Source organism: Citrobacter sp. RHB36-C18 (assembly GCF_013814485.1).
GTDB lineage: Bacteria > Pseudomonadota > Gammaproteobacteria > Enterobacterales > Enterobacteriaceae > Citrobacter > Citrobacter braakii.
Window position 1 is genome coordinate 2,422,533 of sequence record NZ_CP057125.1, and the last position, 18,654, is coordinate 2,441,186.

At 52.1% G+C, this 18,654-nt stretch carries 18 protein-coding genes; 8 read left to right on the top strand and 10 right to left on the bottom strand.

Going from position 1 to position 18,654, the window contains the following annotated elements; genetic code table 11:
* Positions 1-57: 57 nt before the first annotated feature.
* Positions 58-1,347: a voltage-gated ClC-type chloride channel ClcB gene (clcB, locus tag HVZ52_RS11515; RefSeq protein ID WP_181598254.1), complete on the top strand. Its 1,290-nt coding sequence runs from the start codon at positions 58-60 to the stop codon at positions 1,345-1,347.
* Here clcB and bioD read toward each other — a convergent pair.
* The 3 genes from bioD to HVZ52_RS11530 form a co-directional block, all read right to left on the bottom strand.
* Entirely contained in the window at positions 1,303-1,998 is a 696-nt protein-coding gene (gene bioD / locus HVZ52_RS11520; RefSeq protein WP_016153046.1) for a dethiobiotin synthase, read from the bottom strand. The two genes, clcB and bioD, sit on opposite strands and share 45 nt — an antisense overlap.
* A 125-nt stretch (positions 1,999-2,123) precedes the next feature.
* Entirely contained in the window at positions 2,124-3,344 is a 1,221-nt protein-coding gene (gene mlc, locus HVZ52_RS11525) for a sugar metabolism global transcriptional regulator Mlc (RefSeq protein ID WP_181598255.1), read from the bottom strand.
* A 118-nt stretch (positions 3,345-3,462) separates the two neighbouring features.
* Entirely contained in the window at positions 3,463-4,371 is a 909-nt protein-coding gene (locus HVZ52_RS11530) for a LysR family transcriptional regulator (protein ID WP_016153044.1), read from the bottom strand.
* 107 nt (positions 4,372-4,478) lie between these two features.
* On the opposite strand from HVZ52_RS11530, the gene HVZ52_RS11535 reads away from it, so the two are divergent.
* The gene (locus HVZ52_RS11535) at positions 4,479-5,732 is read left to right on the top strand and encodes an MFS transporter (protein ID WP_181598256.1); all 1,254 of its coding nucleotides are present in this window, start codon (positions 4,479-4,481) and stop codon (positions 5,730-5,732) included.
* 33 nt (positions 5,733-5,765) lie between these two features.
* On the opposite strand, the gene HVZ52_RS11540 is transcribed toward HVZ52_RS11535, so the two are convergent.
* The 3 genes from HVZ52_RS11540 to HVZ52_RS11550 all read right to left on the bottom strand — a co-directional run bounded on the left by HVZ52_RS11540 (position 5,766) and on the right by HVZ52_RS11550 (position 8,814).
* Positions 5,766-6,452 carry a CPBP family intramembrane glutamic endopeptidase gene (locus tag HVZ52_RS11540; RefSeq protein WP_181598257.1) on the bottom strand — a complete coding sequence of 229 codons (687 nt, stop codon included), beginning with the start codon at positions 6,450-6,452 and terminating at the stop codon, positions 5,766-5,768.
* Between the two features lie 152 nt (positions 6,453-6,604).
* Positions 6,605-8,095 (bottom strand): ATP-binding protein, encoded by a 1,491-nt coding sequence (locus tag HVZ52_RS11545; RefSeq protein ID WP_047358412.1) that lies wholly within the window; start codon positions 8,093-8,095, stop codon positions 6,605-6,607.
* Entirely contained in the window at positions 8,092-8,814 is a 723-nt protein-coding gene (locus HVZ52_RS11550) for a response regulator transcription factor (protein ID WP_016153040.1), read from the bottom strand. The genes HVZ52_RS11545 and HVZ52_RS11550 overlap by 4 nt, the downstream gene beginning before the upstream one ends.
* 189 nt (positions 8,815-9,003) lie before the next feature.
* Between HVZ52_RS11550 and msrP the strand changes: the two genes are divergently transcribed.
* From msrP to HVZ52_RS11575, 5 genes are all read left to right on the top strand, one after another.
* Positions 9,004-10,008 carry a protein-methionine-sulfoxide reductase catalytic subunit MsrP gene (gene msrP, locus HVZ52_RS11555; protein WP_181598258.1) on the top strand — a complete coding sequence of 335 codons (1,005 nt, stop codon included), beginning with the start codon at positions 9,004-9,006 and terminating at the stop codon, positions 10,006-10,008.
* Positions 10,009-10,635 carry a protein-methionine-sulfoxide reductase heme-binding subunit MsrQ gene (gene msrQ, locus HVZ52_RS11560; RefSeq protein ID WP_115190598.1) on the top strand — a complete coding sequence of 209 codons (627 nt, stop codon included), beginning with the start codon at positions 10,009-10,011 and terminating at the stop codon, positions 10,633-10,635.
* Positions 10,636-10,681: 46 nt separating this feature from the next.
* A complete protein-coding gene (locus HVZ52_RS11565; RefSeq protein ID WP_016156460.1) occupies positions 10,682-12,169 on the top strand; it encodes a carboxypeptidase M32 in 1,488 nt (495 codons plus the stop codon).
* A 137-nt stretch (positions 12,170-12,306) separates the two neighbouring features.
* Positions 12,307-12,615: an acid resistance repetitive basic protein Asr gene (gene asr / locus HVZ52_RS11570; protein ID WP_181599291.1), complete on the top strand. Its 309-nt coding sequence runs from the start codon at positions 12,307-12,309 to the stop codon at positions 12,613-12,615.
* A gap of 270 nt (positions 12,616-12,885) precedes the next feature.
* Entirely contained in the window at positions 12,886-13,707 is an 822-nt protein-coding gene (locus tag HVZ52_RS11575; protein ID WP_016156459.1) for a serine protease, read from the top strand.
* Positions 13,708-13,741: 34 nt separating this feature from the next.
* Here the strand turns inward: HVZ52_RS11575 and mdtI are convergent, their stop codons facing one another.
* The gene (mdtI, locus tag HVZ52_RS11580; RefSeq protein ID WP_016153035.1) at positions 13,742-14,071 is read right to left on the bottom strand and encodes a multidrug/spermidine efflux SMR transporter subunit MdtI; all 330 of its coding nucleotides are present in this window, start codon (positions 14,069-14,071) and stop codon (positions 13,742-13,744) included.
* Entirely contained in the window at positions 14,058-14,423 is a 366-nt protein-coding gene (gene mdtJ / locus HVZ52_RS11585) for a multidrug/spermidine efflux SMR transporter subunit MdtJ (RefSeq protein WP_161623250.1), read from the bottom strand. Before mdtJ ends, mdtI begins: the two co-directional genes overlap by 14 nt.
* 416 nt (positions 14,424-14,839) lie before the next feature.
* On the opposite strand from mdtJ, the gene HVZ52_RS11590 reads away from it, so the two are divergent.
* A complete protein-coding gene (locus tag HVZ52_RS11590) occupies positions 14,840-15,874 on the top strand; it encodes an AI-2E family transporter (protein ID WP_019076755.1) in 1,035 nt (344 codons plus the stop codon).
* A gap of 25 nt (positions 15,875-15,899) precedes the next feature.
* Here HVZ52_RS11590 and HVZ52_RS11595 read toward each other — a convergent pair whose 3' ends face one another.
* Positions 15,900-17,096 (bottom strand): multidrug effflux MFS transporter, encoded by a 1,197-nt coding sequence (locus tag HVZ52_RS11595; RefSeq protein WP_181598259.1) that lies wholly within the window; start codon positions 17,094-17,096, stop codon positions 15,900-15,902.
* 159 nt (positions 17,097-17,255) lie between these two features.
* Positions 17,256-18,644 (bottom strand): Re/Si-specific NAD(P)(+) transhydrogenase subunit beta, encoded by a 1,389-nt coding sequence (gene pntB, locus HVZ52_RS11600; protein WP_016153031.1) that lies wholly within the window; start codon positions 18,642-18,644, stop codon positions 17,256-17,258.
* Between the last annotated feature and the right edge of the window lie 10 nt (positions 18,645-18,654).

Here is an 18,654-nt window from a genome sequence, read left to right on the forward strand (position 1 = left end):
CTTCTGTTGCCAAATAGCCGCAAAATAAAGCGTCTGAAATTTCCTGTCTGGCCACTCATGCATCATTTACATGCTTATCCTGACCTGCGCGCCATGTTCCGCCGCCTGCTGATTGCTGCGGTGATTGGTATCCTTGCTGCGTTGGCCGTCGCAGGATTTCGCCACGCCATGCTCCTTCTTGAATGGCTGTTCCTGAGCAATGACACAGGGAGTCTGGTCAACGCGGCAACAAACCTTTCCCCTGTAAGACGCATGCTGACTCCTGCGTTAGGAGGGCTGGCGGCGGGTTTGCTGCTTTGGGGATGGCAAACGTTCAACCGGTTACGCCCGCAGGCTCCCACTGATTACATGGAAGCCTTGCAAACTAACGGACAATTTGACGTCAGTGCAAGCCTGGTGAAATCGCTGGCCTCGTTACTGGTCGTCTCCAGCGGGAGTGCCATCGGGCGCGAAGGTGCCATGATTTTACTGGCAGCGCTGGCAGCCTCCAGCTTTGCTCAACGCTTCACCCCGCGCACAGAATGGAAGTTATGGATTGCCTGCGGAGCCGCTGCGGGTATGGCCGGAGCGTATCATGCCCCACTGGCGGGCAGTCTATTTATTGCTGAAGTGTTGTTTGGCACCTTGATCCTCGCTTCACTGGGACCGGTGGTGGTATCCGCCGTCGTCGCCTTGCTCACCACCAATATGCTGAGCGCCAGCAATGCGCTGCTGTATGCCGTGCACTTCACACGGGAACTGCATGCGCTGGAATACGTCATGATCATCAGCACCGGTCTGGCTGCCGGCGTTTGCGGACCGCTATTCATGTGGTTGATGACCGCCAGCCATAATGGGTTTTTGCGCTTAAAACTCTCGCCCCCGTGGCAACTGGCGCTCGGCGGGCTGATCGTTGGCCTGCTGTCATTGCTCACGCCTGCGGTCTGGGGTAACGGCTACAGCGTGGTGCAATCATATTTACTCTCCCCACCGCTGCTGGCCGTGGTGAGCGGGATCTTCATCTGCAAATTACTGGCGGTGCTTGCCAGCAGTGGTTCCGGTGCGCCTGGCGGTGTGTTTACGCCAACGCTGTTTGTCGGTCTTTCGGTGGGTATGCTGCTGGGACGAGTGTGGGGATTATGGCTTCCGGGTCCGGATGAGATTGCCATTCTGCTGGGATTAACGGGGATGGCCACGCTGCTGGCAGCGACCACGCATGCGCCAATAATGTCGACACTGATGGTTTGTGAAATGACCGGGGAGTATCGTCTGCTCCCCGGATTGCTGATTGCCTGTGTGGTGGCGTCTGTGCTGTCGCGAACGTTACGCCAGGACTCTATCTACCGACAACACGCTGCCGAGCATTGACAGACGGATGTACTGAGACAGCTCGCGCTGCTCTGCACGAGGCAGATAAGGCAGTTCACCGATCAGCGGTGCGGGTAATTTTTTGCCCAGCACATCAATGATTTCCGCATAATGTGCTAGCCCCGGATTGATTCGGTTCGCGACCCAGCCAATCAAAGGCAGTCCGTCGCTGGCAATCGCCTGTGCGGTGAGGATGGCATGATTAATACAACCTTCCTGGATACCCACCACCATCAGCACCGGCAGTTGTTCCTGCACCACCCATTCAGATAACGGACGCAGATCGTTCATCAGGCTCCGCCAGCCTCCTGTGCCTTCCACGACAACGTGATCCACTTTTTCGCTGAGGCTTGCAAGGCCGTTGGATAACAGGGTGTAATTGACCGGACCACTATGCGCTACGCTGCTTTCATCCTCACTCAACGCAATCGGGTTGACCGCCTCGTAGGGCAGTTCGATAGTGGACACGCTTTGCAGCACCAGCGCATCTTTGTTGCGCAGACCTTCAGGTGTCTCTTTGCTTCCTTTGGCCACGGGTTTGTAGCCCGCAACGCTTTTACCCCCTGACGCTAACGCTTGTAGTAATGCGCGGGAAACCACGGTCTTCCCAACAGAAGTGTCTGTACCTGTAATAAAGAAACGCTTCAGCATCACTAACTCCACCGTTATGCTTTGAAAATATAAGTCAGGAAAATAATACAGTGGAGAAAGTCTAAGGTATGACGACGAGAATCGGCTTGAGATAGCGCAATTTTTCGTACAACAGTTAAAAAATGTTAACCCTGTAATAGACGAATCAACAAAGAACCGTTATACATCGCGTCCTTCACGAGCGCCGCCCCTGCCATCGTCCCTTGATTGGTGAACTGCGTACTTTCGACGATAATATGCTGACTGTAGGCCGGGAGCGCTTGCTGACGAATGCTGTCAGCAATAGTGGGAAACAAAATATCCGCCGCTTTACTGAGCGGAGAACCAATCAATATCTTTTGCGGGTTGAACAAATTCACCATGATGGCCAGAATCCGTCCGACATGGGTCCCGACACCGCTAATGATATCTTTCGCCAATAAATCCCCCTGCATCGCCGCCAGACACAGCGCGTCTACCGTTAACGGTTGCCCGTGTAGAGAAGAACTCATTGACTGCTTCAAGCGTACCTGTGCCAGTTCGAGCACGCTGTCGACGCTGGCGATCGTTTCAAGGCAACCATGGTTGCCGCAATAGCAGCGCTTGCCGTAGGGGTCCACCTGGGTATGACCAATTTCCACCAGGCTACTGCTGCCGGCATGCAATAGATGACCGTCGGTGATTACCCCGGCCCCCACGTTATGATCGATCACCACCTGAATGACGTCGCGCGCGCCGCGCGATGCGCCAAAAAGCGCCTCGGCCATAGTCCAGGCGCTGATATCGTGCTGAATATAGACCGGCACGCCGGTATGATTTTCAAGCGCTTCACCCAGCGGCATCTCTTTGACATCGTCGTAGAATGGCATGCGATGAACGATACCGTTTTCAGTATCAATAATACCGGGTAAGGTAATGGCGATGGAGGTTAAGCGCTCCAGCTTTTGCTGGTGGCGGATGAAAAACTGATCGACCTGGGTAATAACGCGTTCCAGTAATGGTGTTTCACTGACCAGCGCCATTTCAAGACAATCTTCAACCACCAGTTTGCTGCTCAGATCGCGCAGCGCCAGAAAGATCTCGCCGCGACTGATACGAATGGATAAATAGTGCCAGGCTTCCGTTTCCACAACCAGCCCAACGGCCGGACGTCCTCGGCTGCCCGCTTCCTTGATTTCCAACTCTTGCACCAGGTGCGCTTCGAGCATTTCGCGGACAATTTTAGTAATACTGGCAGGCGCCAATTGTGCCAGGCGAGAGAGATCAATACGCGATACCGGACCCAGCTGATCAATCAGGCGATAAACCGCGCCCGCATTGGTCTGCTTAATTTGATCGATATGCCCAGGCTGACTATCAGCAACCACCACTTACTCCCTTTATTTTCGCGCTCCGAAATAATCTGCGGGCTATGGTGAAGCACTTCAATGGCTTCCGTCAACTTTTTACTTAGCCTTGTGATTTACTGCACATTTTCGCCCATTTTTAAACTAAATTAATCGCCTGAACGGCCGCCAGCAGTTGCTCGCGAAAGCGTTGCGCGGCGTGACTTTGCTCATGATGTTTTGGCCACACTAGCCACATTTCCGAAACGGCATCTTCTTCCGCTATCGGGATCCAACACATTTCATACAATTGCACCCGTTTAAAGGAAGCGGGAAGAATGGAAACGCCTAATCCTGCGGCCACCAGCCCGATGATAGTCATCGCCTCACCAACCTCCTGAGTGATAGTCGGCTTCAGTCCATAGCGACGCATGAGGCCAAGAATATCGTCATACAACCCCGTCCCCACATGCGGATCAAAAAAGACAAATGGCTCATTGGCCAACTCCGCCAATGTGACCACGGGCTTTTGCGCCAGCGGATGCGCGCGCGGGATCATTGCCATCAGCGGCTCATGCAGAATGATTTCACGCTCCAGCGTTTCCGGAAGCTGCGTGTTGCGCAGCAGTCCCAAATCCAGCGTTCCTTCATTGAGCGGAGCAATTTGCTCGCGCGTGTTCATTTCACGGGTTTGCATATGTACAGCGGGGTAGCTCTGGCGAAAGAGGGATAACGTATCTGAAACCGCTTTGATAAACGGTGCCGATGACGTAAAGCCGATACGCAATTCCCCCGCTTCTCCCAGATGCAGACGCTCAGCCCTGGCAGCGGCCTCATTAACCAGCCCCAGGATCTGACGACTGTCTGCCAGAAACTGCTTTCCGGCTGAGGTCAGCGCCACGCTGCGGTTAGTGCGCGCCAGAAGTCGGGCGCCGACCTGCTGCTCGAGGATCTGGATTTGCTGGCTCAGCGGCGGTTGCGAAATATTCAGCCGTGCCGCCGCCCGGCCAAAATGCAATTCTTCGGCAACCGCTACAAAGTAACGTAAATGACGCAGCTCGATATTCATATTTTTAAGATATCATTTGAGATTATTAATATATTAGACAGAATAATGCAATTTTCATACTCTTAAAGCTAGTCATGTAGAGGTAATTGATTGAGCAAGGATTTCAAGTGAGCCGTACAACCACTGTCGATACCGCGCCGACAAGCGATGTTGATGAACAGAGAGTTACCCCGCCGGATAGTTTTATCAAACGCGGAACATCCCCATTTATGCGCGTCACGCTGGCGCTGTTTTCTGCCGGACTGGCGACATTTGCTCTCCTCTATTGCGTGCAACCCATACTGCCAGTGCTCTCGCACGAGTTTGGGGTCTCTCCCGCCAGCAGCAGTATTTCGCTTTCCATCTCAACGGCGATGCTCGCGATCGGTTTACTGTTTACCGGTCCACTTTCCGATGCGATAGGCCGCAAGCCGGTGATGGTTACCGCCCTGCTGCTCGCGTCTTGTTGTACGTTGCTTTCGACGATGATGACCAGCTGGCACGGTATTTTAATCATGCGTGCGCTGATAGGTCTTTCGCTCAGCGGCGTGGCGGCAGTGGGAATGACCTATCTGAGCGAGGAAATACATCCCAGCTTCGTCGCCTTCTCAATGGGCTTATATATCAGCGGTAACTCGATTGGTGGTATGAGTGGCCGTTTAATAAGCGGCGTGTTTACCGACTTTTTTAACTGGCGTATCGCGCTGGCGGCGATCGGTTGTTTTGCCCTCGCCTCCGCGCTGATGTTCTGGAAAATCTTGCCGGAATCTCGTCATTTCAGACCAACGTCGCTGCGACCGAAAACGCTGTTTATCAACTTTCGTTTGCACTGGCGCGACAGAGGGTTGCCGCTGCTGTTTGCGGAAGGTTTTTTACTGATGGGGTCGTTTGTCACGCTGTTTAATTACATCGGCTACCGTCTGATGCTCTCGCCGTGGGAACTCAGCCAGGCGGTTGTCGGTCTGTTGTCCGTGGCCTATCTGACCGGGACCTGGAGCTCACCGAAAGCGGGGTCGATGACCACCCGCTATGGACGTGGTCCGGTAATGCTCTTTTCAACCGGCGTGATGCTAGTTGGACTGTTGATGACCCTGTTCACGTCGCTGTGGCTGATCTTCGCCGGGATGCTGCTCTTTTCAGCCGGGTTCTTTGCCGCGCACTCTGTGGCAAGCAGTTGGATTGGACCACGGGCAAAACGCGCTAAAGGCCAGGCATCTTCCCTGTATCTGTTCAGCTATTATCTGGGTTCCAGTATTGCCGGTACGCTGGGTGGCGTATTCTGGCACAGCTACGGCTGGAACGGCGTGGGCGGATTTATCGCCCTGATGCTGGTGCTAGCGTTGCTGGTCGGTGCACTTCTGCACCATCGTCTGCACGTATAATCCACGATGCCCGGGTTCCGGGCATCGCCTTCATCAACCAGGCTGTAACGTCTGAGCCCCCATTTGCAGGGCAATAACCGTCCCGTTCATCGCTATATGCAGCATAACCGGCATCAGCAGGCCGTTGCTTTTCAGTCTGGCGATGATCAAAACCTGCGACACAAGAAACAGCATCAGCAACGTGCGCAGATCCACATACTGGGTATGCATGATGGCAAAAATGACCGATACCACCACCGACGACAGCCAGGTTTTATTATTGAACCAGTACTGGAATGCGTTGAATAAACAGCCCCTGAAAACAATCTCTTCATATACTGGCGCAATAAATATCAGGGTCAGAGTGGATAACCACAGCGCGTAGCTGTTTAGGGATATCTGGCTGGTCACCCACGCTTCGGTTTGTCTGAGGCCCAGAAACCATGGCAGGATAAGCTGAATAAACAGCAGCGCCACGAACAAAATGGCAAACCACCTGGCGTTGAAAATTCCCTTTCCCAGCCCCTCTCTTTTTCTGAAGAAGAAGTAATACAGCGGGACCAGCACGACAAATTCCAGCGCAAACAGCAGCGGAAAAAGTAGCCCTTTGGCAAGCAGAACCTGGCTGGCGGGGAAAAACAACGGAATAAACGTGAGGCCAAACATCAGCAAAAACATGGTAAAACAGCCAGCAACCGCTTTGGTCCTGACGATATACAGGTTGTCGGCATCCAGTGACATACGATCTCCTTGCGCTTATCAAAGATAACTTGATGAATTATCAATATATGATAAAAATTCTCATTATCACTGACAACCTACCAACATTTACGCAATGCCCACGGTTTACAACGCGTAGAGCGTTACAGACTCTTTTCAGCGGAACATTCTCATCAGCTACTCAGTGGAGAATCCGCCAGCGGCAACGAAAAACGGAAACAGGCCCCTGCCGTTGAATTAATCAGGCGGATATCTCCCCCATGCAGTTCGAGCATTCTGCGCACGATCAGTAAGCCCAGACCACCACGCTCAGCCCGCTGCTCACGGGGTAGTAACGCCGTCGGGCGCTGAAATAATACTTCGCGAACAGCCTCTTCGACGCCAGGCCCGCTGTCCTGCACTTCTGCTAACAAGCGGTCTTCATCACGCCAGACTTTTAGCCACACTTCGCCCCCGTCAGGCGTATGGCGGATAGCGTTATCCAGCAAATTAGTGACGATTCTTTCCATCATCGATAAATCGGCATTCACCAGCGGTAACGGACCAATTACGTCAAGGTGCAACTGCAAATGACGCGTGGCAACGGGTAGATCAAATTTCTGTGCCACATCCTGGATCAGCTCGCCAATAGCAAAACGTTCACGCTGTGGTTTTATGCCGCCATGCTCAAGTCTCGCCAGCTCAAAAAGCTGTTGTGACAGATGGCGAACCTTATGCCCCTGGCGCAGTGCAATGCTTAGATAATGCCGGTTTTCCTCCGGCGTCATCGTATCGGCTTTCAGCGACAGCATTTCCAGATACCCCAGCAGTGAAGTGAGCGGCGTACGTAAATCGTGCGAAATATTAGCGATAAACTCTCTGCGCTGACGATCGCTGTCAGCTAATAAATCCCATTGGTGAGCAATTTTCTGTGCTAACTCAATAAATGCATTGTTCAGCAACGCAATTTCATTCGCCGGAGCTAAATCGGGCTTTTTCTGCGCCAACTGTTTGATGACGCTAATGCTGTCCTGCTCCAGATTAACCACCTGTCCGGTCAGCCTTTTCACCGGATTCGTCACCCATCTCCACACCAGGTACCCCGCGATTGCACCGGCTAATAAAACCAGTATTAACGTCCCGGTCACGGTGTTCCAAAGCGTTTTTTGCCAGGCGGCATTCGCCAATATATTGAGATCTTCGCCCTGGAGAATAATGTATAAATAGCCATGCAGCTTGCCGTTAAATAAAACTGGCGCAGCGCTGAATACCTTTTGCTGGCTGCTGCGCGGATCATTACCATAGACGGGCAACTCGTCCGAATTAAGGAAAACCTGAATCGGCTGTACGCTAATTATGTGGCGCTGAATATGTCCAGGTGGAGCAGCATCGGCGAGGATTTCACCTGACGGTGAAACCAGATACAGCTCCACGCTAGGGTTGAGCGTCATCAGGTGATTGAACAGTCCTTTTAAGGTCTGCCGATTAACCTGCCCGCTGGCATCAATAAGCGACTCACTTTTGACAATCTTGCTTGCCAATTCCAGCGAGAGCCTTTGCACCATGGCGTCGCCATACTGTTTACTGCTGCGGATCTGGACAACGCTGACCGCAACCGCGCAAATCAACATAATAGCGGTAAAGACCAGGGTCAGACGCTGGCTCAGCGACAATCGATAAATCATGGTTGATGCTCCGCGTTAACCGCAGCAAGCTTATAGCCTCGTCCCCAAACGGTAAGAATAATTTCCGGCTCCGCAGCATCTTTTTCAATTTTGGTGCGCAGGCGATTAATATGACTGTTCACCGTATGCTCATATCCTTCGTGCTGGTAGCCCCACACCTGGTCTAACAACGCCTGACGCGAAAAGACCTCCCCGGGATGGCGGGCGAAAAAATAGAGCAGATCGAATTCACGCGGCGTTAAATCGAGGGATTTACCCTGCAGGCGGACTTCCCGGGCTAATGGATCAATCTCCACACCATGGACGGTGATAATCCCCGCCTCCATACGCAGGTTCTGACTCATCGCCTCCTGACGGCGAAACAACGCCTTCACCCGGGCCATCAATTCCAGCACCGAGAAAGGTTTGGCTAAATAATCATCGGCGCCCATTTCCAGCCCCAGTACGCGGTGAGTTTCACTGGTGCGAGCGCTGATAATAATGACAGGTAGATAGAAACTCATTTGCCGAATGCGACGACAAATTTCCAGACCGTCCACGCCCGGCAGCATCAAATCGAGGATAACGGCATCCCAGACGTGCTTCTCCAGTAGCTCGACCGCTCGTGCCCCATCAGCCTCATGAATAATTTCGTACCCCTCATCCTTCAGGCTAAGTTGCAAAAGTGAGGCAATATCGCTGTCATCTTCCACCAAAAATATCTTTTTTGCGCCTGCCATCAGTGTCATCCCCCTCTCGTCATGCTGAAAGCTTACCTCAGGCAAGGGGCGGAAGTTATCACAAAATTTTTAACTTTTCGTGAGGAATCAGGGATACGCATGCGTCCAGTATGTCGTTATAGATAGGTCAGGCATCAACAGGGAAACGTCGATTTGTTTTCCTTAACATGAAAATAAAAAGGAAAAGTTATGCAGAAAAAACATCCACTTCGGGAAGCTGATGTTACCGCCGAGTCCGTTTTTTTTATGCAACGACGACAGATCCTCAAAGCTCTTGGGATAGGTGCGGCGGCGGCTTCGTTCTCTTCCCCGACACAGGCCAGTCTGCTGAATTGGTTTAAAGGCAACGATCGTCCGTCTGCACCAGCGGGCAAACCGCTTGAGTTCACAAAACCCGAGATCTGGCAAAACAATCTGCCCTTGACGCCGGAAGACAAGGTAACGGGCTACAACAATTTCTACGAATTTGGTCTGGATAAAGCCGATCCTGCCGCGAATGCCGGTAGCCTGAAAACCGATCCCTGGACGTTAACCATCAGCGGTGAAGTGAACAAACCTTTAACGTTGGATCATGATGCGCTGACGACTCGTTTTCCATTAGAAGAGCGTATTTACCGGATGCGTTGCGTTGAGGCGTGGTCGATGGTTGTACCGTGGGTCGGCTTTCCTTTGCATAAATTATTGGCGCTGGTTGAGCCCACCAGCCACGCCAAATACGTCGCCTTTGAAACACGCTACGCGCCTGATGAAATGCCCGGCCAGAAAGATCGCTTCATTGGTGGCGGGTTGAAGTATCCCTATGTTGAAGGTTTACGTCTGGATGAGGCCATGCACCCGCTTACCCTTCTGACCGTGGGCGTGTATGGCAAAGCGTTGCCGCCGCAAAACGGAGCGCCAATACGCCTGACCGTACCCTGGAAGTACGGCTTCAAGGGCATTAAATCGATAGTCAGTATTAAGCTGACGCGTGAACAGCCGCCGACGACCTGGAATATGTCGGCACCTAACGAATACGGTTTTTACGCCAACGTCAATCCGCAAGTCGATCACCCCCGCTGGTCTCAGGCCACAGAGCGTTTTATCGGTTCGGGTGGCATTCTCGATGTGCAGCGACAGCCCACGTTGCCTTTTAATGGTTATGCCGATGAGGTGGCTTCTTTATATCAGGGCATGGATCTACGGGAGTATTTTTAAGTGAGGTTAACCGCAAAACAGATAACCGGCCTGAAAGTACTGCTGCATCTCGCCGGTTTATTACCCCTGCTATGGCTCTTCTGGGCCGCGCAGCGTGGTGAGTTGGGGGCCGACCCGGGTAAAGATATCCAGCACTTTACGGGCATCACCGCGCTGAAGTTTCTGCTTGCTACCCTGCTGGTGTCACCGCTTGCCCGCTACGCAAAGCAGCCGTTGTTGTATCGCACCCGTCGATTATTAGGGTTATGGTGTTTTGCATGGGCCACGCTGCATATGACCAGCTATGCGCTGCTGGAGTTGGGTATACAAAATCTGGGATTATTGGGACGTGAACTGGTTTCACGCCCATGGCTAACGTTGGGCATGACTGGTTGGATAATCTTATTCCTGCTGACGCTGACCTCAACGCAAGCCGCGCAGCGTAAAATGGGCAAACGCTGGCAAACGTTGCACAACTACGTCTACCTGGCGGCCGTTTTGCTTCCGCTGCATTATCTGTGGTCGGTAAAAGTGTTATCACCGCTCCCCATTATTTATGCCCTCTGTTTTCTCGTGCTACTGGCTTTTCGCTATAAAAAGCTGTTACGCAAAGTCGGGTACAAAGGTGTGTTTATGAAAAGTGAATGAATCACGGTAAACTTCTCATCACACCTAAACAGAACGAGAACAAAAAATGAGTAACAATGATAATTACCATCAGCTCACCCGCACGTTCCAGCGGCTCTCTCGCTTCTCCCACCTCTCGGCAATCGCCAGTTGGGACATGTTTACCATGATGCCATCTGGCGGCAGCAAAGCTCGCGGCGAAGCACTGGCCGAGCTGAGCGTGCTTGAGCACCAGTTGTTAACCGACCCGAAGGTAGCAACGTGGATCGCCGCAGCCCAACAGGAAGACCTTAACGATGTTGAGCAGGCCAACCTGCGCGAAATGTCGCGACTGCATCATCAGGCATCCTTACTACCTGAATCGTTGGTAGAAGCGAAATCACTCGCGGGTAGCCGCTGTGAGCATGCCTGGCGCAGCCAGCGACCAGCCAATGACTGGGAGGGATTTTCCGAAAACCTGAAAGAGGTCGTGAAGCACAGTCGTGAAGAAGCCCGGCTGCGTGCCGAAGCCACAGGCTGTTCGCCGTATGACGCGCTACTGGACATATTCGAACCAGGGATGACCAGTGCCCAATTGGATGTCTTGTTTGCAGACGTTAAGAGCTGGTTACCGGATCTGCTCAACAAGGTGGTGGCAAAGCAGTCTCAGCAGTCGCTCATCGCCCCGGTTGGGCCTTTCCCAACCGCAATCCAGCGAGAGTTGGGCCTTGAAACGATGGCGCAGTTGGGATTCGATTTTACGGCTGGTCGACTGGATATCAGTGCGCACCCCTTCTGTGGTGGCGTACCTGAAGATGTGCGTATCACCACCCGCTATGATGAAAACGAATTACTTAGCGCGCTGTTTGGCGTGATCCATGAAACCGGTCACGCCCGCTACGAGCAAAATCTGCCGCACAGTTGGTCAGGGCAACCTATCGCACTGGCACGCTCAACCGCTATTCATGAGTCCCAGAGTCTGTTCTTTGAGATGCAACTGGGGCGCAGTAAAGCATTTCTGACGCGGTTAATTCCTGCTGTGACGCGCCACTTTGGCGATCAGGCTGCGTTTGAAGAAAGCAATTTCATCGCCTGGAACCAGCAGGTTAAACCCGGTTTTATCCGTGTTGATGCCGACGAGGTGAGCTATCCTGCTCACGTTATCCTGCGTTATGAAATCGAACGCGCGCTCATTAATGGCGATATTGAAGTAGATGATATCCCGGCATTGTGGAATGAGAAAATGCAGTCCTGGCTGGGGCTGTCAACCATCGGTAACTATCGTAACGGTTGTATGCAGGATATTCACTGGACCGATGGCGGCTTTGGCTACTTCCCTTCCTATACTTTAGGCGCCATGTATGCGGCGCAGTTATTCAGTGCCGCTAAGCGTGCATTGCCTGATTTAGAGCAGTCTATTGCGCAAGGTGAGTTTGGTGCCCTGTTTGACTGGTTACGTCAGAATATCTGGCAGCATGGCAGCCGTTTCACCACTGAACAACTTATTACCCAGGCCACCGGAGAGCCGCTCAGCAGCCGTTATTTCCGCGCTCACCTGGAAGCCCGCTATTTGTAATCTCATACCGTGAGTCATTGTACATATCGTTACACGCCGAAACCAATGACTCACGGAAGCCCTGTGATTACAGCGATATAGTTATTTCAACGGCCCCGCAGTGGGGTTGAATGAAAAACCAAATCGAGGGTATGAGAATGAAAAAAGTATTAGCTCTGGTTGTTGCCGCTGCTATGGGTCTGTCTTCTGCTGCATTTGCTGCTGAAACAACTGCTACCACCGCTCCGGCTGCTGCTGCAACCACCAAAGCAGCTCCGGCAAAAACCACTCATCATAAAAAACAGCACAAAGCAGCGCCGCAGAAAGCGCAGGCTGCCAAGAAACACGCTAAAAAATCCACCACAAAACCGGCTGTAGAACAGAAAGCGCCAGAGCAGAAAGCTCAGGCTGCTAAAAAACACACCAAAAAAGCAGCGACCAAACCCGCTGCTCAACCAGCTGCATAACACATTTGTAGTTACTATGGCGTCCCCCACGCCATAGCATACGGCGCTAAATCGACCTGATTTAGCGCCGCCTTTTGGAGGGTAAAATGGTGTCACATTATCGCTTTGAGTTCATTCTTATTACCCTGATAATTTGCGCCCTCATTGCCATGCATTTTTATCTTTCCTGAGTGTAGTTATCTGATTTTACTCCCACTTTCCCGCCGTCCCGTCTATAGTATTAACTGAGGGTTTGCTGTTAAAAATCATAATTCCCCACCAGAGTGTGATATGCATAAAACCATTGCTGTGTTACTGGGTTCAATTTGTTTACTTCCTGTCGTTGCGCATGCGGACCAGCCTGCAACGGCTAGCGCTGAAGCAGAAAACGTAAAAACGCTGTTTTTTGGTCATGACGATCGCATAAAAGTGACTGACCCAACGCAATCTCCTTGGGACGCTATCGGGCAACTGGAAACCGCCAGCGGTAACCTGTGTACTGCCACGCTCATTTCACCACGACTGGCACTGACTGCCGGACACTGCTTACTCACCCCCCCGAAAGGCAAGCCGGATAAAGCCGTGGCATTACGCTTCGTGTCGAAAAAGGGTGTCTGGCGCTACGAGATCCACGGCATTGAAGGACGGGTAGATCCCTCGCTCGGAAAACGTTTAAAAGCCGATGGCGATGGCTGGATTGTGCCGCCTTCCGCGGCCCCGTGGGATTTTGGTCTGGTGGTGCTGCGTTACCCACCTTCTGGGATCACACCGCTGCCATTATTTGAAGGTGATAAAGCGGCATTAACCGCGGCGCTGAAAACCGCAGATCGTAAAGTTACGCAGTCGGGTTACCCGGAAGATCATCTCGATGACTTGTACACGCATCAGGATTGCGTGGTGACCGGTTGGGCGCAGAATACCGTTTTGTCGCACCAGTGCGACACACTCCCGGGCGACAGCGGTTCACCATTGATGTTGAAGACAGATACTGGCTGGCAGTTGATTGGCGTACAAAGCTCCGCTCCGGCGGCGAAAGATCGCTGGCGGGCCGATAATCGCGCCATATCCGTGACCGGTTTTCGCGATAAGCTGGATGAGTTGGCGAACGAATAACCTATGCTGCCCGTAGTAACGGGCAGCACTGAGATCAGGCAAGTTTAATCATCACCATTCCGGCAAGCAGCAGCGCCAAACCGATCCAGCCTTTATGATTCAGGCGCTGACCAAACAATACCCAACCTGCCGCTAACGTCGCAGCAATCCCAAAGCCGCCCCACAAGGCGTAGGCAACAGAAAGGTCGATACCTTTTACCGCCTGGGACAGCGCGCTAAAGGCCGCTAACACCGCTGCCAGCGACAGCACGCCATAAGTCTTGCGGCGAAACCCATCTGAAAATTTCAAAAAGACGTTAGCGACGATTTCGAGCACAATGGCTATGCCAAGCCATGCGCCATGAACCCACTCAAACTGCTGCATGGCTCACCTCTCTGCCCGCCTTTGTCGGTTTTCGTGTACCGGATTTAATCAGCACAATACCTAACACCAGCGAGACCAGTCCAGCCACCTTCATCGTGGACAAGGTTTCGTCAAATAACAGCACGCTGAACAGCGTAATAAATAAAATACCGATACCTTCCCATAAGGCATAGGCCACACCAAGGGCAATTTTTTTAACGGCAAAACTGAGAAAAATATACGATAAGGCAATCATTACCAGCATTAAAATAAAGCCCGAATTACCATGGCCGACGCTTGCCCATTTCATTGACAGCGTACCAGTAATTTCAGCCGCGATGGCCAGACCTAATAATATCCAGTAAAACATAATGCTTCTCCTGCTTGAGAATATAGTCCTTTGGGCCTACTGCATGCAGTAAACCAAAAAATAAAATTAGTTAGCTCAGCGCACAGCGCCAGCTCAGGCAGAAGAAGGGACTAAAGCGCGTTGCGCCAGTGTTGCTCACCCGCAAGCAAGAAAGTGGAGGAGGTACGAAGAAGTGAAGGTAAACGCAAAAACATCCTGAACATATTGTCCATAATATTACAATTATCCGCAGTGTTGCTTCTCATCATCGCGGATGATAATTGTCCTCGGTAGTTAAACACAGATGATTTGTACCATAGCTTCAATGCGAACTCAAAGTCTTTTCACTTCTTTACCTGCCCCATTTGATTTTTGTTATAACGGCTCGACGCAAATCACATTATTATTCAGATTCAAAAATGAAAAATGCAGGAATACACATGGCGAAACCGATCATCACGCTTAACGGCCTAAAAATAGTCATTATGCTGGGCATGCTGGTTATCATCCTGAGCGGCATCCGCGTTGCCGCAGATATCATCGTCCCATTTATTCTGGCGTTATTTATTGCCGTCGTGCTTAACCCCGTGGTGCAGCGGATGGTCAAACTTCGCATACCGCGCGTAATAGCGGTATCATTGCTCATTGTTATTATTGTGATGCTAATGGTGTTGCTATTAGCGTATTTAGGTACATCCTTAAATGAGCTTGCACGAACGCTGCCGCAGTATCGCTCTTCACTGGTTATCCCACTCAAAAACCTTGAGCCGTGGTTACAGCGCGCAGGGATCGGCGTTTCCGTGGATGAACTCGTCAAATATATCGACCCGAACGCGGCAATGACGCTGGTGACCAATTTACTGGCGCAGTTGTCTAATGCCATGTCTTCGATATTTTTACTGCTGTTGACGGTGGTTTTTATGCTGCTGGAAGTACCGCAGTTACCCAACAAACTCAAACAAATGATGAGCCGTCCCATTGAGGGAATGGCGGCGATTCAACGCGCCATCGACAGCGTTTCCCACTATCTGGTGCTCAAAACGGCGATCAGCATTGTGACCGGGCTGGTGGCCTGGGGCATGCTCGCCGCACTCGACGTGCGTTTCGCTTTTGTCTGGGGACTGCTGGCGTTTGCGCTCAACTATATTCCTAATATCGGTTCGGTGCTGGCCGCCATTCCCCCTATTGCTCAGGTGCTGGTATTTAGCGGCCTTTATGACGCTCTGGTGGTTTTCGCAGGTTATCTGGTCATTAACCTGGTGTTCGGGAATATCCTCGAACCGCGGATCATGGGGCGTGGACTTGGGTTGTCTACGCTGGTGGTGTTTCTGTCGTTAATCTTCTGGGGCTGGTTACTGGGGCCTGTCGGGATGCTGCTTTCTGTGCCGCTGACCATCATCGTGAAAATCGCGCTTGAGCAAACCAACGGCGGTCAAAGCATTGCCGTGTTGCTGAGCGATCTCAATAAAGAGTGAATTCGCCCCGCCATTGCGGGCATTTTTATCGTTTAGCCCGTAGCGCCAGAACGGCGCTACACAACGTAAATAACGCAATTATCCAGGCCATAGTCCATGGCGTTCCGTCGCTGAAGACGGCCAGCAGCAATGACGAGATAATGCCGCTACCGTATTGTAACGCGCCAATCAGCGCGGAGGCTGAACCGGCGATGCTCGGTACTGCGTCCAGCGCAGCAGCGGTTGAAGTTGCAGCAATAATGCCATTCATTGAGAAAAACAGAAAAACGGTGATGATAATGGCTTCAACGCCACCAGACTCCAGCTTAACCAGCACCGCAAGCGCCACTGCAGCCAGCGCCGCCAGCATCGTCGCATACTTTAGCAGTTGCTCCAGAGAATGCCGTTGCACCAGACGACGGTTTACTACGCTCATGACCATGACTCCGACAATATTGAGCGCAAACAGCCAGCCGTATTGCTGTGGTTCAACATGGTAATAGCTAATATAAACAAACGGCGAACCGGTAATAAACGCATACGCGGCAACGTAATAACACGTCAGGCTCAGGGTGTAGCGCATAAAACGTCCATTGGCGAATAACGAACGATAATTACGAAATGCGCCAGCTAAAGAAGCTTTCACCCGTTTCTCTTCCGGCAATGTTTCCGGCAGCCAGTTTAAGGAGATAAACATCAGCGCCCCTATCACCGCCAGCAGCCAAAAAACAGAGTGCCAGGTGCTCAGGCGAATAATTTGTCCGCCAATCAACGGTCCTGCTATTGGCGCAATCGCCATGACCAGCACCAGAGTTGAAAGCATGTGCGCCGCGCGAGTACGTGCAAAGAGATCGCGGATCATCGCCCGCGCCAGCATAGGTCCGGTACAGGCTCCAAGCGCCTGAAAAACTCGCCAGAAAACAATTTGCGTAATACTCGTGGACATCGCACATCCTGCGGAGCCGATGATAAAAAGCACCATGCCAATTAACAGCGGTTTACGCCGTCCCAGATGATCGCTTATCGGCCCCCAAATCAATTGCGCAATGGCGAAACCTACCAAAAAACCGGTGATCGTCAGTTCTACATTGCCATGTAAATCCTCTGCCATTGTCGGCATTGCCGGAAGATAAATGTCGGTGGAAAGCGAGGCAAAGGCCATCAGGCCACTGAGGATCAGAATAAAAGTAAGACCAGTCTGGCTTGCTATAGCCGCCGACGAGGCATGTTTACGTGTACGCATAGCGCCCTGTTATGTTCTAAAAAGTCAGGAAGCAGTATATACACGGCGTTTTACGGTGATTAGACGGTTAAAACCGTATGGGTTTATGAGTGGTAATCATGAATAGCGGAGTATTAAAAAAACGGCCTCCGCAGAGGCCGTCTTGGTTTGCGCTGACGATTACAGCGCTTTCAGGATCGCATCCACGCTAGCTTTGGCATCGCCAAACAGCATATGGGTGTTTTCTTTAAAGAACAGCGGGTTCTGCACGCCAGCATAGCCGGTGTTCATAGAGCGTTTGAACACGATAACGTTCTGCGCTTTCCATACTTCCAGCACCGGCATACCGGCGATTGGGCTACGCGGATCGTCCTGCGCCGCCGGGTTTACCGTATCGTTGGCGCCAATCACCAGCACGGTATCGGTATCGGCGAAATCATCATTGATTTCATCCATTTCCAGCACGATGTCATAGGGTACTTTGGCTTCCGCCAGCAGTACGTTCATATGACCTGGCAAGCGCCCTGCTACCGGGTGAATACCAAAGCGTACCTTGATGCCGCGGGCGCGCAGTTTCTCGGTGATTTCAGCAACCGGATATTGCGCCTGTGCCACGGCCATGCCATAGCCCGGGGTGATTATCACGGAGTGCGAGTTCTTCAGCATTTCTGCCGTGTCTTCCGCATTAATCTCACGATGCTCACCGACTTCTTCATCAGACCCCGTAGAAGAACCGTCAGAACCAAAGCCACCGGCAATCACGCTGATAAACGAACGGTTCATCGCCTTACACATGATGTAAGACAGGATCGCACCGGAAGAACCGACCAGCGCACCGGTGACGATCAGCAGATCGTTGCTGAGCATAAAGCCCGCCGCCGCCGCCGCCCATCCTGAATAGGAGTTAAGCATTGAAACGACGACCGGCATATCCGCACCGCCGATGGACGCCACCAGATGCCAGCCAAAGGCTAACGCAATAATGGTCATCACCAACAGCGCCAGAACCTGCAGACCCACGCTTTCGGTACGAACAAACACCACCAGCAGCAGGAAAGAAACAACCAGCGCCGCCAGGTTCATTTTGTGACGATTCGGCAGCATCAGCGGTTTAGAAGAGATCTTACCGCGCAGTTTGCCAAACGCCACCACGGAACCGGTAAAGGTCACCGCACCGATGAAGATACCAAGGAACACTTCCGTCAGGTGAATGTTAACCAGAATCGGTTCCAGGCCCGTGTCGTGATACAGGTAGCTGTTGAAACCCACCAGTACCGCCGCCAGACCGACGAAGCTGTGCAGAATCGCCACCAGCTCCGGCATCTCGGTCATCTCGACTTTCTTCGCCAGACGAATACCAATCGCGCCGCCGATGATCATCGCCACCAGGATCCACGCAACGTTGCCGGTCTCCGGGCCAAAAATCGTGGCAATCAGCGCAATCGCCATCCCGGCGATACCGTAGTTGTTACCCTGTTGAGAGGTTTCGTGTTTCGAAAGCCCCGCCAGGCTGAAAATAAACAGGATCGCGGCAACAATGTATGCAGCTGTAACTAATCCTCCAGACATATGTTACCCC

Coding starts and splice junctions, on each gene's coding strand:
- clcB (WP_181598254.1), top strand. CDS start 58: ATGCATCATTTACATGCTTATCCTGACCTGCGCGCCATGTTCCGCCGC.
- bioD (WP_016153046.1), bottom strand. CDS start 1,998: ATGCTGAAGCGTTTCTTTATTACAGGTACAGACACTTCTGTTGGGAAG.
- HVZ52_RS11530 (WP_016153044.1), bottom strand. CDS start 4,371: ATGAATATCGAGCTGCGTCATTTACGTTACTTTGTAGCGGTTGCCGAA.
- HVZ52_RS11540 (WP_181598257.1), bottom strand. CDS start 6,452: ATGTCACTGGATGCCGACAACCTGTATATCGTCAGGACCAAAGCGGTT.
- HVZ52_RS11545 (WP_047358412.1), bottom strand. CDS start 8,095: ATGATTTATCGATTGTCGCTGAGCCAGCGTCTGACCCTGGTCTTTACC.
- HVZ52_RS11550 (WP_016153040.1), bottom strand. CDS start 8,814: ATGGCAGGCGCAAAAAAGATATTTTTGGTGGAAGATGACAGCGATATT.
- msrP (WP_181598258.1), top strand. CDS start 9,004: ATGCAGAAAAAACATCCACTTCGGGAAGCTGATGTTACCGCCGAGTCC.
- HVZ52_RS11565 (WP_016156460.1), top strand. CDS start 10,682: ATGAGTAACAATGATAATTACCATCAGCTCACCCGCACGTTCCAGCGG.
- asr (WP_181599291.1), top strand. CDS start 12,307: ATGAAAAAAGTATTAGCTCTGGTTGTTGCCGCTGCTATGGGTCTGTCT.
- HVZ52_RS11575 (WP_016156459.1), top strand. CDS start 12,886: ATGCATAAAACCATTGCTGTGTTACTGGGTTCAATTTGTTTACTTCCT.
- mdtI (WP_016153035.1), bottom strand. CDS start 14,071: ATGCAGCAGTTTGAGTGGGTTCATGGCGCATGGCTTGGCATAGCCATT.
- HVZ52_RS11590 (WP_019076755.1), top strand. CDS start 14,840: ATGGCGAAACCGATCATCACGCTTAACGGCCTAAAAATAGTCATTATG.
- HVZ52_RS11595 (WP_181598259.1), bottom strand. CDS start 17,096: ATGCGTACACGTAAACATGCCTCGTCGGCGGCTATAGCAAGCCAGACT.
- pntB (WP_016153031.1), bottom strand. CDS start 18,644: ATGTCTGGAGGATTAGTTACAGCTGCATACATTGTTGCCGCGATCCTG.